This window comes from Lentzea sp. NPDC037011, from assembly GCF_055607425.1.
In genome coordinates, this window is the sequence record NZ_JBVJRT010000021.1 from 23,340 (window position 1) to 38,984 (window position 15,645).

The window sequence follows — 15,645 nt, forward strand, 5'->3', positions numbered from 1 at the left end:
GCAGAAGAGATGGGAGCACTCCCCGCGCACACCGCGGACATCTTGCGCAAGACCGGTGTGGTGAGAATGCTGCAACCCGCGAAGCACGGTGGTTTCGAGGCCGATCCGCGGGAGTTCCTCGACGCGGTGATCCTGACCGCCGAGTCCTGCAGCGCCGCGGGCTGGGTCGCGGGCGTCGTGGGGTCGCACCCGTGGCAGCTGGCCCTGATGCCGGAGTCCGTTCAGGACGACGTGTGGGCGGCTGACCCGGACACCTGGGTGGCGTCGCCGTTCTCCCCGTTCGGCAAGGCGCGCAAGGTCGAGGGAGGCTATCTGCTGAGCGGCAGGTGGGCGTTCTCGTCCGGCACGGACCACTGCGAGTGGGCCTGGCTGGGTGCGACCGTGGTCGATGCCGAGGGCGATCGCGTCGGGTCCGAGGGCACGCTGCACATGCTGCTGCCGCGGAGCGACTACACGATCATCGACGGGTCGTGGAACGCGGTCGGGCTGCGTGGCAGCGGGAGCAAGGACGTCGCGGTGAGCGGCGCGTTCGTGCCTGCCGAGCGCGTGATCGCTGAGCAGGACGTCGTCAGCGGCGTCGCGGCCAGGGAGGCAGGCAGGAGCGAGACCCTCTTCCGCATGCCCTGGTCGGCCATCTTCCCCAACGCGATCACGGCGTCCATCATCGGCATGTGCCGTGGCGCTCTGGCGGCGTCCTTCGACTACCAGCGCGATCGGGTCGACGAGTCCGGCCGGCTGGTGCGTGAGGACAACTTCCTCCTGGCACAGCTGAGCGAGTGCTGCTCCGAGGTCGAGTCCGCACGGGTCCAGATGATGGCCAACGTGGGCCGCATGTGGGACATCGTCGACTCCGGCAAGGAAGTGCCGTTCGAGCTCCGCGCGGCAGCCCGCTGCGACCAGGTCCGCGGCAGCCGGCGCGCTGTGGAGGCACTCGACCGCCTCTACAGCCACTCAGGCGGAAACGCCTTGCGGTCGGATCGGCCCATGCAGCGCTTCTGGCGCGATGCCCATGCCGGGTTGAACCACGCCATCAACGTCTACTCCGGACCGTATCAGGCCTACGCGCTGAGCAGGATGGGCGCGGCAGTTCCGCCCGGTCTCCAGCGTGATGTCTGAGCCACGGGGGACGACAGTGGACGAGCACGCGACAACAACCTCCGCCATCGACGCACAGCAAGGCGGCCCGACACCGGACCTGGCGAGCTCGATACGCCTGCGGATTTTGCGGCACGGCAAGGACCGGCTCGGGGACGACGCCCTGGAACAGGCCAGAGCGGGCCGCGCCGACGCCGCGACCGGACCGGTGGTCGCGGAGTTCTACAACTGCGTTCTGGACAAGGCGGAGGACCGGTACTCCTACCGCAGCTACCTGGCCCTGAACGTCCTGAAGCCCCTCCTCCCGACGGCCGAGAACGTCCACACCGGACGGACCCTCGTCGCGCGCCTCCTGCGCGACCTGGCCGAGTTCGAGTGGATGACGATGAAGGACGACGACGAGAGCGAGCTCCTCCCGAGCGGCCGGCCACGCCGTCAGCTCGCACTCAAGAGGATTCGCAAGGCGGCCTCCCTGGGCGAGCACTTCGACCCGCTGGGAACAAGACCCGGGCTCGTGGCGGAACCGGTCGAGGACGTGATCCGCTTCAGCGTCCTCCCCGTCTCCGACCACCACGACGAGTACCTCTTCATCCGAGTTCTGCAGTGCTACGAGACGGTGTTCACGATGATGGCGGCCACGCTGGAGGAGGCGGCAGCGGTCGCGCAGTCCGGATGCGCCTTCGAGGTCGCCGCCCGGATCGAGTCGGCTGCGACGACGCTGGACCAGGCGTCGGGGTTGTTCAGCCTGCTGGCCACCATGTCACCGGCGAACTTCCAGGCCTTCCGCATGCAGACCGACGGGTCGAGCGCGATCCAGTCGGAGGCGTACAAGCTGGTGGAGATCTTCTGCGCGTTGCCGAGGAAAGGTCGCCTCGACTCCCCCGCCTTCCTCTCCGTTCCGCGCGTGCGGCTGCGCGCCTTGTCCGGGCTCGACTCCTTGTCCGCGTGGCACCGTCGCCGGCAGAGCAGGTGGAGTGACGCGGAGAGCGCGGTGGTGACGAACGCGGTGCACCTGCTGGAACAGAGTCATCAGAAGTGGAAGCGCACTCACCACTCCATCGCGCGATCGATGATCGGCGACAGCAACGGCACCGGCGGCACGGACGGCATCGAGTACTTGCGGCAGTGCAAGGAGAACCGGCTCTTCTGGCCGATCGGCGAGCAGCGCCCTCAGCACGATTCTTCCTTCGACGGAGGCCGAGGCTACCCGTGGACCTGACCAAGTGGATGATCCGGGCACAGGAGGAGAACGCCAGGTGGCAGGACTCCTTTCCGCCGTTCTCACCCCACCCGTCGATGGAGGTCGACGATGACGTGTTCGCGGCGGCCTTCCACGACTTCACGGAGCGGCTCGGGAAGAACTACCCCTTCTTCCACCCGTCGTACGCCGGGCACATGGTCCGCCCGCCGCACTCCGCCGCCACCATCGGCTATCTGGCGGCCATGCTGGTGAACCCGAACAACCACGCGTTCGACGGCGGCCCGGCCACCGTCGAGATGGAGCAGGAGGTCGTCGCCCAGCTGTCCGGCATGTTCGGGTTCGAGGCCCCGCTCGGTCACCTGACCACCAGCGGCACGATCGCGAACCTCGAAGCCCTCTACGTCGCACGAGAGCTCCGGCCCGGCCAAGGCGTCGCGTTCAGCGAGGAAGCCCACTTCACGCACAGCCGCATGTGCCGCGTCCTGGGCGTGGAAAGTCATGCGGTGCGGGTCGACGACCGGGGCCGGATGGACGTCGAGGCACTGGAGGAGCTGCTGCGGACACAGCGGATCGGCACGGTCGTCCTGACCGCCGGCACGACCGGTCTCGGCGCGGTCGACCCGATCCACGAGGTCCTCGCGTTGCGGGAGCGCTACGACGTCCGCATCCACGTCGACGCCGCCTACGGCGGTTTCTTCACGCTGCTCGCGGGATCGGACACCGCGGAGGCGCTGCCGCCGGAGCCGTGGCGGGCGATCTCCCGGTGTGACTCCGTGGTGGTCGATCCGCACAAGCACGGGTTGCAGCCCTACGGTTGCGGCGCGGTGCTCTTCAACGACCCGGACGTCAACCGGTTCTACGCCCACGACTCCCCGTACACCTACTGCGCTCCGGCCGGGTTCAACCCCGGCGAGACGAGCCTGGAGTGCTCACGGGCCGGTGCGGCCGCGGCGGCTCTCTGGCTCACCTTCCGGGTCCTGCCGCCGACCCCGTCAGGACTGGGCCGGGTCCTGGGCGCCGGCAGGCGGGCCGCCCTGGACTGGTCGGCCAGGATCGCGTCGTCCGAGGCCCTCGAGCTGTACCAGGAACCCGAGCTGGACATCGTCACCTACTTCCCGGTCGTCCGGCCCGCGAGCATGCGGCTGGTGGACCAGGTGTCGGCCAGGATGCTGGAAAGCGGTGGCACAGAAGCAGATCCCGTGTTCCTGAGCACGGTGAAGGTGCGCTCCGACGCACTCGTCCGCCGGCATCCCGGTGTCGCCGCCGATGCCCCCGAGGCGCGGATCATCCGCAGCGTGCTGATGAAGCCGGAGTTCGAGGACTTCATCCCGCGACTGCACGACCGGGTGGAGGCGCTGGCCGTCTCCCACTCCGGGCTCAGGTGAGCGTGCTCCCGGCCGGCGCGGCGGAGATCCGGTCGCTCGACCGCACCGCGGCTGAGCATTTGGTTCCGCACGTATTCCACGTGGGTGTTCGGGTCGATCGGCTGGTGCGCGGGGGCAGTCGGGGTGTGCGGCACGCCACTCCGGCCTGTGCGGGTGATTCTCTGTCCTCGCTTGGGACGGCGGTCGAGCTCCGTCTACACCGGAGGGACACTCGCAGTCGTTCAGACCTGGCCTCCGGAAAGGGTTTCCAGTGAGCGATGCAGTGGAGCGGGTGTCGGAGTGGCTCGGCCGGCCCGCGGACGAGGTCGACCGGCTGGTGCACCCGGTGGAGCTGGAACGGGTGCTCGGTGCGGTCCACGAGCTCAACAGCCGAGCCGCCGCCGGTGACCGGGAGATGTTCTACCGGCAGCAGCTCCTGCTGTCGCGGATCTACGGCATGCAGCTGCGGGTGGCGCCCGGTGAACCGTCTGCCGAGGGTTCCACCGCGGTGCACCGGGTGACGCGCTCGCTGGAGCGGGCGACCGCGGCGGCGGAGGACGCGCGGATCGAAGCGGGATCGCTCGACGACGCGCCCGCGGACCCCGCCGAGTTCGTGTCGTGGCTGAAGAAGCTGGCGCGGGGGCACACCGTCTTCAAGCACCCGTACTACACCGACTTCATCCGCGACCACGCCGACGCGGAGGCGATCCGCCGTTACATGATCCAGGAGTCGGTGATCGACGGGCGTTTCGACGACCTCCTCGCGCTGATGCAGGTGGGCACGAACGGTCCGGCCAAGATGGAGATCGCGCGGAACTTCTGGGACGAGATGGGCAACGGGAACCCGGCGGAGGTCCACACCCACCTGTTCAAGCAGATCTTCGAGGTCTTCGACATCACCGACGACGAGCTGGAGAGCGCCCTCACCGCCAACGCGCTGCTGTCCGGCAACCTCGCGGTCATGCTGTGCCGCTACCGCTCCAGCTATCCGGAGGCGGTCGGTTTCCTCGGCATGACCGAGTGGCTGGTCCCCGACCGCTTCGTCCAGGTGGTGCACGCCTGGGAGCGGCTCGGCCTGCCGGACGTGGGCATCGTCTACCACCGCCTGCACATCACCGTGGACGCCCAGCACGCCGCCGGCTGGTTCCACAACGTCATCAAACCCGCGGCCACGTCACCGGCCATGCGCAGGGGGATCGCCCGCGGCACGCTGTGGCGGCTGAACTCGTCGCAGCGCTACCTCGACGAGCGCATGTCCGAAGTGGACCTGTCCGCGAGGCTCACGACCGCCGGGTGAGCGGCCGTCCCGCATCTTCACGAGGAAGGGGTTCCCGGACGTGGCACTCAACGAAGCAGGCTTCAGCATCATCGACCTCCCGGCGGCGTCAACCGAGCTGCTGGCGAGCTACGACGACCTGCCGGTCGACGAGTACATGGGTCACGGCACGAGGTTCAAGCGGTTCTGCCAGTACCGGCTGTCCCAGGACCAGGACTCCGGTTGCTCGTTCGAGCTGCTGCCGCAGCGCGACTACACGACCTTCGTCAAGTTCAACCCGGTGGCGGGCGGTATCCGGCGCCGGTACGAGCCGGTCGAGGCCGACTTCACCGACCTGCTCCGCGCGGGCGTGCAGGGGTTCCCGCTCGACCTCTCCGAGGACTGGTCGATCAACCTGCACCAGAACCGGTCGCAGGCGACCAGCGCGGTGACCGCGCCGCTCACCCCGGAGGGCGTGCACCACGACGGCCACGACTACGTGATGATCGGCGTGCTCCGGCGGGCCAACGTCGGGGGCGCGCTGACCAGGCTGTGGAAGCCGGGTGCGGACGAACCCTTCTGGAGCGGCACCATCGAGGAGGGGCAGGCGGTCCTGCTCGACGACCGGGCCATCCAGCACGACGTCACGGACGTGGAGTCGATCGACGGCCGCCCGGCCAACAGGGACATCTTCATCGCGGCGTTCTCCCGGTGGAGCCGGAAGTGGTACGGCGACGAGCACGACGCGCAGGCGCTCGCCGGCGGCGCGTCCGCTGCCGCGGCGGATTGACCGGCATGGTGGCGTTCACCAAGTACCACGCGATGGGCAACGACTACCTGCTCGTCGAGCCGCAGGACGGCGTGGCCGCGGGTCCGCTCGCCGCACGCGTCCTGTGCGACCGCCACTTCGGGGTCGGCGCTGACGGGGTGGTCTTCGGACCGTTGGGACGACCGGCCGCGGCGGGCGTGGTCGAGGTGCGCATCCACAACGCCGACGGTTCGGCGTGCGAGCGGAGTGCGAACGGGTTGCGCGCGTTCGCACTGGAACACGCGCGCCGGCACGGGACGCGGCAGCTGGTCGTGGACACGGGGTTCTGCACGTCCACGGTCTTCGTCGACGACGTGGACGCCGGGATCGTGTCGATCGAGCTCGGCCGCCCGGACTTCTCCGCGCAGGCGGTGCCCGTGCTGGGCTGCGCCGGTGAGGCCGTGGACGTGCCGATCGAGGTCGGCGGCGGCCGGTGGCAGGTCACCGCGCTGAACAACGGCAACCCGCACGCGGTGCTGGTCCTGTCCGCTGTGGACGATCAACTGGCCGACTCGGTCGGTCCCCTGCTGTCCGCGCACCCGCGGTTTCCCGGCAGGGTGAACGTCGAGTTCGCCGCGGTCTTCGGCCAGGACGTGCTCGGCGTGGTGGTGTGGGAACGGGGCGCCGGCCGCGTGCTGGCCTCCGGCAGCGGTGGCTGCGCGGCCGCCGCGGCCGCACGCCGCCTGGGCCTGGTCGGGGACCGGGTCGAGGTGGTCATGAGCGGCGGTGCCTTCACCGCGCGGTTCGACCGCCGGGGCTCCGTGCTCATGACCGGTGAGGTCGAGCACGTCGCCACGGGCCGGGTGGCGGCCGGCCTCACCTCGCGGCTGGAAGAACTGCAACCGTCCTGAGGGAGTGTCGTGCCACGCCAGAACCTGCCCATCACCAGCGCCACGAGCGAGGTCGCCGGAGCGTGCCCGCTCGACTGCCCCGACTGCTGCAGCTGGCTGGTCACCGTGGAGAACGGGGTGGCGACCGGGCTGCGCGGCAACCGGGAGCACCCGGTCACCAGGGGCACCCTGTGCGTCAAGGTGAACCGCTACCTGGAGCAGGCCTCGCACCGGGACCGGATCCTGCACCCGATGCGCCGGGTGGGGGCGAAGGGCGAGGGCCGGTTCGAGCGGATCGGGTGGGACGAGGCGCTGGACGAGATGGCCGACCGCCTCTCCCGCATCGTCGACGAGCACGGCGGTGAGGCGCTGTGGCCCTACCAGGGCACCGGTGCGCTCGGGTACCTGCAGGGGGTGCAGGGGCGAGCAGGCACCAGGTTGTGGAACGTGCTCGGCGCGTCCCACCACGACATGACGATCTGCTCGATCGCGGGCCTGACCGGGTTGACGTACGCGCTGGGCACCAGCAGGGGCATGGACCCGGAGGACTTCGCGCTCTCCAAGCTGACCCTGCTGTGGGGCACGAACACGTTGACGTCGGGGCACCACCTCTGGAGGTTCATCGAGGCGGGCCGCAAGAACGGTGGTCACGTCGTCGCCATCGACCCGATGCGCACGCGGACCGCGGCCGCCGCGGACGAGCACCTGGCGCCGATGCCCGGGACCGACGGCGCGCTCGCACTCGGCCTGATGCACGTCATCGTCGCGAGTGGCCGGGAGGACGACGACTTCCTGTCGCGGTACTGCTTCGGCTGGGAGGACTTCCGCGAACGCGTGCTGGCCTTCACGCCGGAACGCGCCGCGTCCATCACCGGTGTCCCCGCGGAGCAGATCCGGGACCTGGGTGAGCGGATCGCGCGCACCAGGCCCACCGCGATCCGCACCTCCCAGGGGATCCAGCGGCACGCCGGTGCGGGCGCGACGCTGCGGACGCTCGCCTGCATCCCCGCGGTCACGGGCGACTGGCACCGGCCCGGCGGTGGGCTGATGTTCTCCACCGACACCTACTTCGGCGGCAACCGCGAGGCGCTGTTCCGCGACGACCTGCGCCCGAAAGCGGTGCGCACGCTGTCGATGACCCGGCTCGCCGAGGGGCTGCTGGAGGCGAGCGACCCGCCGGTGATGGGGCTGGTCGTGTACGGCGCCAACCCGGTGGTCAGCACCAGCGACCAGAACCGGGTCCGCGCGGGTCTGTCCAGAAAGGACCTGTACACGGTGGTCCTCGAACACTTCCCGACCGACACCGTCGACTACGCCGATCTGGTCCTGCCCGCGACGATGCAGCACGAGCACACGGACCTGATGGACGCGTACGGCCACCTCTACCTCGCGTGGAACGAACGTGCCGTCGAGCCGCCGGGCGAATGCAGGTCGACCACGGACACCTTCCGCGACCTGGCCGCGCGGATGGGGTTGCGCGAGCCCAGCCTCTACGACTCCGACGAACGGCTCGCCGAGCAGCTCCTCGACTCCGACCACCCCTCGCTGCACGGGATCACGCTCGACGGGCTGCGGGCCGGCGGGTGGGCCCGGCTCAACTACCCCAGCCCGCTCGCACCGTTCGAGCACGGGTTCCCCACCCCCTCGGGGAAGTTCGAGTTCGTCTCGGCCACGGCGGCCGCCGACGGCCTCGACCCGATGCCGGGCTACACCCCGCCGCTGGAGGTCGTGGACGACGAGATGGCCGCACGCCATCCGTTCGTGCTCATAGCGGGCGCGTCGCACTTCGCCATCAACACGATCTTCGGCAACAACGACGAACTGCGGAGGAGAGCGGGCTCGCCGACCGTGGTCGTCAACCCCGACGACGCCCTCGCACACGGGCTCGCCACCGGCACCCGCGTGAGGGTGTTCAACAGCCGCGGTGAGTTCACCGCGGACGTGCTGGTCGACGCACGGGTCCGCCGCGGTGTCCTCAGCACCACCAAAGGCCATTGGCTCAAGCTCACCGGCGGCGCGACGGTCAACGCCACGGTGGACGAACGGGATGCGGACATGGGTGGTGGAGCGGTGTTCCACGACAACCGGGTCTCGGTCGAAGCCGTCGAGGTCCCGGCAGCGCAGATTCGAGGAGGAGCGTCGACATGAGCGCACACAACGGTGTCCAGCTGGCGAGCGGACCGCAGGGCGCCGAACAGTTGGGCGCCCTGCTCGGGGTGGCCCTGCGCGGCATGGAGGCCGGCATCCTCGAACGCGGCGGCCCGCTGCCGGCGGGAGGGCCCGCCGTCGTCTCGGCCGCCCTCGCGGCAGCCGGCGGCGGAACGGGCCGCCTGCCCCTCGAGGGCATCGGCGAGGAACGCGCGCTGGAGGAGATGAGCAGGCTCCTCGGTCTGGGCTCCGCCGATCCCGCCCACCCGCACTGCGCGGCCCACCTGGTCTGCTCGTCGCTGGCGGTGTCCGTTGCCGCGGACGTCGTGGCGAGCGCGCTCAACCCGTCCATGGACGTGTGGGAGCTGGCGCCGATGGCCAGTGAGATCGAGCGGGACTTCACCAGGGGCATCGCCGGGCTCTGCTACCCGGCCGAGCCCTCCCCCGACGCCGTGGTGACCTCCGGCGGAACCGAGTCGAACCTCCTGGCGCTGCTCCTCGCGCGCACCCTGCTCGGTGCCGGCCTCCAGGTGGTGTGCGGCGCGAACGCCCACCACAGCGTGACGAGGGCGGCCTGGCTCCTCGGACTGCCCACCCCGGTCGTCGTCGCCTGCGAGGACGACCGGATGGTCCCGGCGGCACTGGAGGCCGCTCTGGAGCGGCTCGGCCCGGCCACCCTCGTCGTCGCCACGGCGGGCACCACCAACACCGGCCGGATCGACCCGCTCCACCAGATCGCCGGGACGTGCCGCCGGTTCGGGGGGCGCCTGCACGTGGACGCGGCCTACGGCGGGCTCGCGCTGTGCAGCGAGGAGTGGAGCCGGCACCTGCACGGCGTCGAGCTGGCGGACTCGGTGACGCTGGACATGCACAAGTTCGGCTGGCAGTCCATCGCGGCCGGTCTCCTCGCGACCCGCAACGCGGCGGACCTCGGTGCGCTGACGATCAGCGCCGACTACATCAACGCCTCCGACGACGTCGACGCCGGCCTGCCGGACCTGCTCGGCAGGTCGATCTGGACCTCGCGGCGCGCGGACGCGTTCCGGATGGCGGTCACGCTGATGGCGCTGGGCACCAACGGGCTCGGTCGCCTGGTCGAGCACTGCTGCGCGACCGCGCGGGAGGTCGCGGCGGAGATCGACTGCCGGTCCGACCTGAGGTTGTGGCAGAGCCCGTCCTTGTCCACCGTGCTCTTCCGGCCGACCGTCCTCGACGACCTGCCGATCGCCGCGGGGGACGCGCTCGTCGGCCGCGTCCGGCGTGAGCTGCTGGCCAGGGGGACCGCGATCGTGGGGCGGGCCGCACTGCCGGACACAGTGGACGGTCAGCGGAAGCTGTGGCTCAAGCTCACCCTCCTGCACCCGAACGCCTCGGGCGCCGACTACCGCTCCCTGCTCGACCAGGTCGTCGCCGTCGCGGCGGAAGAAACAGGGCTGGTGGAGTCCCGGTGAGCCGCCCAGGGCGGTGTGCGCCGGCGGGCGGACCTCCGAGCGCGCTCGGGCAGGAGGTCGTGGACGGGTCAGCGGGCCGACCGTGCCCGCTGTGACGATGCACCGCGCGGCGGTCCCCACCGGCCGCCCGGTTTTCACCTAGGAGTTCTGCCATGCAGATCGTGCTCGCGACAGAGTCGGACGCTCCGGCGCTCGGCGAACTCATCACGGAGTCGTTCCGCGACCTGGACCTCACCGGCTGGCTGGTGGACGACCTGGAGGACTGGTGGAAGATCGGTCCGCACTACCTCGAACGGGAGGTTCGGGACGCCATCGCCTGCGGTGTGGTCTACACCCTCCCGGACCTGTCCGCCGCCCTCGTCGCGTTCGACCACGCGGTCGAGCCAGAGCCGACGCCGGAACGGGAGAGCTGGCTCAGGGACCTCACCGGTCCGTACTTCGAACGGTTCGCCCGGTTCGAGGCGGCCTTCCTCTCCGCGCACCCGCACCAGTCCCACTACTACGGCGCCTACCTCGCCGTGCGCCCGACCGAGCAGAACAACGGTGCGGCCACCCTGCTGCTGAACCACCACCACCAGGTCCTGGACGAGCTGGGCCGGGACGCCTACGGCGAAGCGTCGAGCAAGCGGCTGGTGGGCTTCTTCGGTGCCCGCGACTACACGCCGCTCGGTCCGCCGGTCGTCCTCGACGGCCAGGAACTGCTCCAACCGATGTGGCGCACGGCCCGTCGCCCCGGCTGACCGGCTTCGGCGCCGGACCGGCCCACTCCGGTCCGGCGCGTCACTTCCGAGCGGTGCCGACCAGGAGCAGCGACCCGCTCGGATCGCTGAAGTCCACCACCTGGTCGTGCTCGCTCGCCTCCTCCGGATGCCAGTCGGGCGCCCAGGTGACGCCGGGCTCCAGGAGGGTGAAGTCCCCGAAGAGGGCGGTGACCTCCCGGCGGTCGCGGAAGATGGCCGGGCTGACCGAGTTCGCGTACATGCTCTTCAGCTCGCCCAGCATCGCGGCGCTGCGCGGTGAGACCTCCGTGTCGGTGACGTGGGACAGGGAGAGGTACGACCCCGGCACGAGCAGGTCGCGGTAGGTGGCGACGAGGCGGGGGCCGAGGTCCTCGGTGTCGCCGCTGCCCGGTGCGGGTGGTTGCTGGATGTGCAGCACCGCCATGAGGAGCACCGCCACCGGTTCCCGCAGGTCGATCACCCCGGTGTCCGAGATCCGCGACCAGACCCGGTCCGGGTCGCGCAGGTCCGCGTGGACGGCCGCGTGCCGGCTCGGGTCACCGTGCTCTTGGAGCAGCAGGTTCGCGTGGTCGACGGCCACCGGCTCGTGGTCGACGTAGGCGACCCGCACCTCACCCGGCGCGACCTGCTCGCCCACCTCGTGCACGTGCCCCATTGTGGGCACCCCGGACCCGATGTCGATGAACTGGCGGATGCCCAGCCGGACGAGGTGCCGCACCACCCTGCGCTGGAACATCCGGTTGGCGTACGCGACCGACCTGATCACCGGGTAGTCGCGCAGGACGCGTTCGGCGAACTGCCGGTCGACCTCCCAATTGGTGGTCCCGCCGAGGTAGTAGTCGTAGATCCGGGCGACGCTCGGTCGCGTCAGGTCGACGCCCGGCAACGGGAAGGGCTCGTCGTTCGACTCGGGCACGTCAACTCCTCCGGGTACTGCGCGGACCTGACTCCACTGTGGACCGCAGCGGCTCGCTGCCGATTCCACACCGGTACGACTTCACGGCGCTGCAGGAGATTCTGGCACACCGGCGGTACCGGATGATCACCCGGAACAGGCTTTGTCCGTGTTGTCCGACGGGCAGGAGGTGGTTCATGAAGATCGAACGGCGCGAGTGGGTCCGGACGGTGGGCGAGGACGCCGCTCCCGCGCTGCTCACGTTGCTCGAAGCCGGGGGCGTTGCCTTCGACCCGGTGGAGGAGCAAGTTAACCCGGTCTACCGCGAGTACACCGACGAGTTGCCGGAGGAGGATTACCGCGAGGTCGTGGTGCCGAGCTCACCGATGTCGGCACGGTGCGCGTGAGCGAGCCGGGGAACGCGTCAGCGACGCGGCCGGGATCGGTGACCAACCCCGGCGTTCGTCACCCGCCTCGCCCGTGTCCGTCGAAGAGCCCCAGTCGGCCGGGACGGAGACAGCCGTGATCGAAGTTCAGGGCTCAGGCCAGGCCACCGCCGCACACCAGGGCGTGGCGAACTCAGGTTCCATATGCGACGTTCATGTCGAGTGCCACTACAACTCCGCAGCAGAGTCGGCACCGTCCTGGCCGATGATGGTCGTCGGCAGAGGTATACCTGCCGCTCAGGTGTGCCGAACAGGCGGTTGGCTGTGCAGAACATCTTGCCCGCGGGTCAACCAGCCGCCGGAGTTCGTGACATGTCAGGACGGTCGTGCCGTTGCTCCAGCCGGATAGCCTGCCCCGCTGCAACGGCAACGCGGGAACAGTCAGTGTGATCGCGACGACCGCCGTTACCACGACCGCAGCCCAACCCACGTAGTTGCAGCGTTAGCGCTCTCACCACAAAGATTCGCGTCGCCGTGGCTGAACCGTGTCTGGGCTGCTTCTTCGCTCGTTCTCGCGCCATGGTCCCGGTACTGCCCGACGCTGGCCCATCGAGTGCGTGGTTGCCGACGATCTGCGCAGGCCAGTGCGCCGTTACCGAATGCTATTTATAGCTGATACATCACCCGTTCGGCTGCTATACCGGCTTTGCTGTCACCGCAGGCCCAAGAGTTCCGAGGCAGCACCCGCCACCTCTTGTCATGTGGAATTACGAACCTGCCTAAACTTCGTAGCTTTGATCAAACCAAAATCGGGGTGTTCAGCGAGATGGACGACTTGGGCGACCGTCACACTCATAACGTGGTGGGCGGCGATGTGCATGGCCAGACGTTGATGGCCGGCACGATCAACGGCGACGTGCACATGAACCAGCGCCCGCAACAGGTGGTCGAATTGCCGCACCGGGCGGGAGCTTCTCCTGTGAGGGCGGGCTTCTTCCAGCCGCGCCAGGTGGAGCTGCCAGTGGAACCGGAGACACGGACGATCGTGTTGACCGGTCTTGGTGGCGTGGGCAAGACACAACTAGCGCTCGACCATGCCGAACGTGCGTGGGAGGCAGGGCAGGTGGACCTGCTCGTATGGGTTACCGCTGACTCCAGGGACGCGGTGGTGAGCGCTTACGCGTCTCTCGCCCGCGATCTCACCGGTATCGAGGACGTCGACCTCGAACGAGGCGCGGTCCGACTGTTGGAATGGCTGGCTCGCACGAGCGCGCGGTGGCTCGTCGTGCTGGACGACGTGATGCGTCCAACCGACTTGAATCGGCTCTGGCCTCCCAAATCGCCGAACGGACGCACGGTGGTCACCACCCGGCGAACCGATGCGGCGATTCGAGGCGATGGGCGCAAACTGATCAACATCGGAGTTTTCCACCCTGCGGAGTCGCTGTCCTATCTGGAAAGCGCGCTGGAAGACCACACGCACCTCCTGTCCGAAGCTGCGGAGTTGGGGCCTGATCTGGGGCACCTACCACTGGCGCTCGCGCAAGCGAGCGCATACATGGTCGACCTCAATCTTCCCTGTGATCGCTACCGCGCCCGGTTCGCGGACAGGCAACGGACACTCGCGACGCTGTTCCCCGATCGCGAACATCTGCCCGATGGGCACCAGCGAACCGTCGCAGCTACCTGGTCCTTGTCCGTCGAACTCGCCGACCAGCTGGTTCCTGCCGGACTTGCCAGGCCGTTGTTGATGGTGGCGAGTCTCCTCGATCCCAACGGCATTCCGCTCGACGTCTTCTCCACGCCGTCCGTGCTGGAGTGGTTGACACGGTCGGCAGGCCGCCGGGTGAGCGCTGAGGAAAGCCGTGACGGGTTGTGGTGCCTGCACAGGTTGAGCTTGATCAGCTCCGCCCGCAACCCGGATGACCAGGCCGTCCGGGTGCACAGACTGGTTCAGCGGGTCACCAGGGACACGATCACAACCGAACAGCTCGAAGAACTCACTCATGCCGACGCAAAGGCGTTGGTGGAGGTGTGGCCGGAGGAGTTCAAAGACGCAGTGCTCGGGCAGTCGTTGAGGGCGAACACAGATGCACTCGCAGCGTCGACAGGAGAGTTGCTCTGGCGGTGCTCCTGCCGTGAGGTGCTGTTTCGAGCGGCAATCAGCCTGGGGCACAACGGTGGAGTGGTGGCTGCGCGTACAGCGTTCCTCAGCTTGACGGCGTCCGCCGAACGTCTCCTCGGGCAAGATGCCCCAGCCACCTTGCAAGCACGGAAGTACCTGGCGCGGTGGACCGGCGAGGCCGGGTATCCCACGCAGGCGGTCGAACAGATGGAAACCTTGTTGTCCGACGTCGTGCGTGCAAAGGGTGGAACAAGCCGGGCCGTCTTGGAGGCACGCAGCGATCTCGCACACTGGCGTGGACAGGCGGACGACCCACACGGCGCACTGTTCGATTTCGTGGCCATGGTGCCCGATTTCATCGCTGAACTGGGAGAGGACGACCTCCTCACGCTCACGGCAAGGGGCAACGCTGCCCGCTTCTACGGTGAGGCCGGCTATCCGTGTGCCGCGGTCTCCGCATATCGGGAACTGCTACCCGACCTGCGCCGGGTGCTGGGCGAGGACCACGCCGCGACGCTGACCGCTGCCCACAACTACGCGCACTGGCGAGGAATGGCCGGGGATCCGGTCGGAGCAGTAGCCGCCCTGCGAGCGGTCTTGGAAAACCGGGCGCGAGTGCTTGGAGATAATCATCCACACACCCTCTCGACGCGGGGAGTCATCGCACGATGGTTCTGGCGGACCGGAAACCCCGATGAGGCGGCGAAGCAACTTGAAGGAGTTGTCCTCGACCGCACTCGGGAATTCGGCGCCGAGCACCCCACCGTCGTGATCGATCTGGTCGACTTGGCCGTCATCTGGGCGCATGCCGGCAATCGAGCAAAGGCTCAAGCCGCACTGGACGCCGCACTCGCCGCAGACGAAAGCAGCCAGAGTTTGGACCTTGATCTCACGAGGTTCGTGCAACGGGAGATCTCGCAGTCCCAGCCGTTCCCTCGGACTCACACCACCGCAACGAGCCCCGCTCACAACAGGCCGTAGCGGCTTCCTGGGGTTGCGAGACCCGCGGGTTCATCGACGAGGCATCGCGGACCACATGCGGCACAAACGCTGCGCACAACCAGCGTGCTCACCATGCGGGAAGGTTCGCGAGCAGCTCGAGCGGCTGCTAACTTCGAGCAGACCGCCGATCACTCGTCGAACATTGCGAGCCGATGAATGGCGCATGAATTCCTCGTCCAGCTGACCGACGACCTGGACGGCACCACCGCGGACGACATCGAGACCGTGCAGTTCGGCCTCGACGGCGTCACCTACTTGATCGATCTGAACGGCTACAACGCCGACACGCTGCGTGCGTTGCTGCGGGAGTACGTCACAAAGGCACGTCGAAAAAGTCGGTGAGCG

12 protein-coding genes and 1 pseudogene are annotated in these 15,645 nt (G+C 68.9%); 12 read left to right on the forward strand and 1 reads right to left on the reverse strand.

The features are described from left to right. Window positions 1–9: 9 nt before the first annotated feature. The 9 genes from ACZ7CH_RS38685 (at window position 10) to ACZ7CH_RS38725 (ending at window position 10,892) form a co-directional block, all read left to right on the forward strand. The gene (locus ACZ7CH_RS38685; RefSeq protein ID WP_470372083.1) at window positions 10–1,116 is read left to right on the forward strand and encodes an acyl-CoA dehydrogenase family protein; all 1,107 of its coding nucleotides are present in this window, start codon (window positions 10–12) and stop codon (window positions 1,114–1,116) included. Next, on the forward strand, window positions 1,109–2,314 hold the full coding sequence (locus ACZ7CH_RS38690) for a tryptophan 2,3-dioxygenase family protein (protein ID WP_470376215.1): 1,206 nt from the start codon (window positions 1,109–1,111) through the stop codon (window positions 2,312–2,314). The genes ACZ7CH_RS38685 and ACZ7CH_RS38690 overlap by 8 nt, the downstream gene beginning before the upstream one ends. Next, on the forward strand, window positions 2,305–3,681 hold the full coding sequence (locus ACZ7CH_RS38695) for a pyridoxal phosphate-dependent decarboxylase family protein (protein WP_470372081.1): 1,377 nt from the start codon (window positions 2,305–2,307) through the stop codon (window positions 3,679–3,681). The genes ACZ7CH_RS38690 and ACZ7CH_RS38695 overlap by 10 nt, the downstream gene beginning before the upstream one ends. A 250-nt stretch (window positions 3,682–3,931) precedes the next feature. Continuing rightward, window positions 3,932–4,957 (forward strand): iron-containing redox enzyme family protein, encoded by a 1,026-nt coding sequence (locus ACZ7CH_RS38700; protein WP_470372080.1) that lies wholly within the window; start codon window positions 3,932–3,934, stop codon window positions 4,955–4,957. 40 nt (window positions 4,958–4,997) lie between these two features. Continuing rightward, window positions 4,998–5,705 carry a 2OG-Fe dioxygenase family protein gene (locus ACZ7CH_RS38705; protein ID WP_458432967.1) on the forward strand — a complete coding sequence of 236 codons (708 nt, stop codon included), beginning with the start codon at window positions 4,998–5,000 and terminating at the stop codon, window positions 5,703–5,705. Window positions 5,706–5,710: 5 nt separating this feature from the next. After that, the gene (gene dapF / locus ACZ7CH_RS38710; protein WP_360400010.1) at window positions 5,711–6,574 is read left to right on the forward strand and encodes a diaminopimelate epimerase; all 864 of its coding nucleotides are present in this window, start codon (window positions 5,711–5,713) and stop codon (window positions 6,572–6,574) included. A 9-nt stretch (window positions 6,575–6,583) separates the two neighbouring features. Continuing rightward, window positions 6,584–8,701, forward strand: coding sequence for a molybdopterin-containing oxidoreductase family protein (locus tag ACZ7CH_RS38715; RefSeq protein ID WP_470376216.1), 2,118 nt, complete (start codon window positions 6,584–6,586; stop codon window positions 8,699–8,701). Further along, window positions 8,698–10,152 carry a pyridoxal phosphate-dependent decarboxylase family protein gene (locus ACZ7CH_RS38720; RefSeq protein WP_470376217.1) on the forward strand — a complete coding sequence of 485 codons (1,455 nt, stop codon included), beginning with the start codon at window positions 8,698–8,700 and terminating at the stop codon, window positions 10,150–10,152. Before ACZ7CH_RS38715 ends, ACZ7CH_RS38720 begins: the two co-directional genes overlap by 4 nt. A 152-nt stretch (window positions 10,153–10,304) precedes the next feature. Further along, complete coding sequence (locus tag ACZ7CH_RS38725; RefSeq protein ID WP_360400019.1) at window positions 10,305–10,892, forward strand: hypothetical protein; 588 nt, start codon at window positions 10,305–10,307, stop codon at window positions 10,890–10,892. A gap of 40 nt (window positions 10,893–10,932) precedes the next feature. Here the strand turns inward: ACZ7CH_RS38725 and ACZ7CH_RS38730 are convergent, their stop codons facing one another. Beyond that, entirely contained in the window at window positions 10,933–11,808 is an 876-nt protein-coding gene (locus ACZ7CH_RS38730; RefSeq protein ID WP_360400022.1) for an SAM-dependent methyltransferase, read from the reverse strand. A 176-nt stretch (window positions 11,809–11,984) separates the two neighbouring features. On the opposite strand from ACZ7CH_RS38730, the gene ACZ7CH_RS38735 reads away from it, so the two are divergent. The 3 genes and pseudogenes from ACZ7CH_RS38735 to ACZ7CH_RS38745 all read left to right on the forward strand — a co-directional run. Then, a complete protein-coding gene (locus ACZ7CH_RS38735; protein WP_360400025.1) occupies window positions 11,985–12,194 on the forward strand; it encodes a hypothetical protein in 210 nt (69 codons plus the stop codon). Between the two features lie 805 nt (window positions 12,195–12,999). Beyond that, on the forward strand, window positions 13,000–15,279 hold the full coding sequence (locus ACZ7CH_RS38740; protein ID WP_470376218.1) for a tetratricopeptide repeat protein: 2,280 nt from the start codon (window positions 13,000–13,002) through the stop codon (window positions 15,277–15,279). A gap of 177 nt (window positions 15,280–15,456) precedes the next feature. Beyond that, window positions 15,457–15,630: pseudogene (locus tag ACZ7CH_RS38745) on the forward strand (Lsr2 dimerization domain-containing protein); the annotation flags it as partial. Window positions 15,631–15,645 lie beyond the last annotated feature (15 nt).

What these genes read in the sequence shown, in the direction of transcription:
- ACZ7CH_RS38685 (WP_470372083.1), top strand. Translation starts at nt 10, where the DNA reads ATGGGAGCACTCCCCGCGCACACCGCGGACATCTTGCGCAAGACCGGT.
- ACZ7CH_RS38690 (WP_470376215.1), top strand. Translation starts at nt 1,109, where the DNA reads ATGTCTGAGCCACGGGGGACGACAGTGGACGAGCACGCGACAACAACC.
- dapF (WP_360400010.1), top strand. Translation starts at nt 5,711, where the DNA reads ATGGTGGCGTTCACCAAGTACCACGCGATGGGCAACGACTACCTGCTC.
- ACZ7CH_RS38720 (WP_470376217.1), top strand. Translation starts at nt 8,698, where the DNA reads ATGAGCGCACACAACGGTGTCCAGCTGGCGAGCGGACCGCAGGGCGCC.
- ACZ7CH_RS38725 (WP_360400019.1), top strand. Translation starts at nt 10,305, where the DNA reads ATGCAGATCGTGCTCGCGACAGAGTCGGACGCTCCGGCGCTCGGCGAA.
- ACZ7CH_RS38735 (WP_360400025.1), top strand. Translation starts at nt 11,985, where the DNA reads ATGAAGATCGAACGGCGCGAGTGGGTCCGGACGGTGGGCGAGGACGCC.
- ACZ7CH_RS38740 (WP_470376218.1), top strand. Translation starts at nt 13,000, where the DNA reads ATGGACGACTTGGGCGACCGTCACACTCATAACGTGGTGGGCGGCGAT.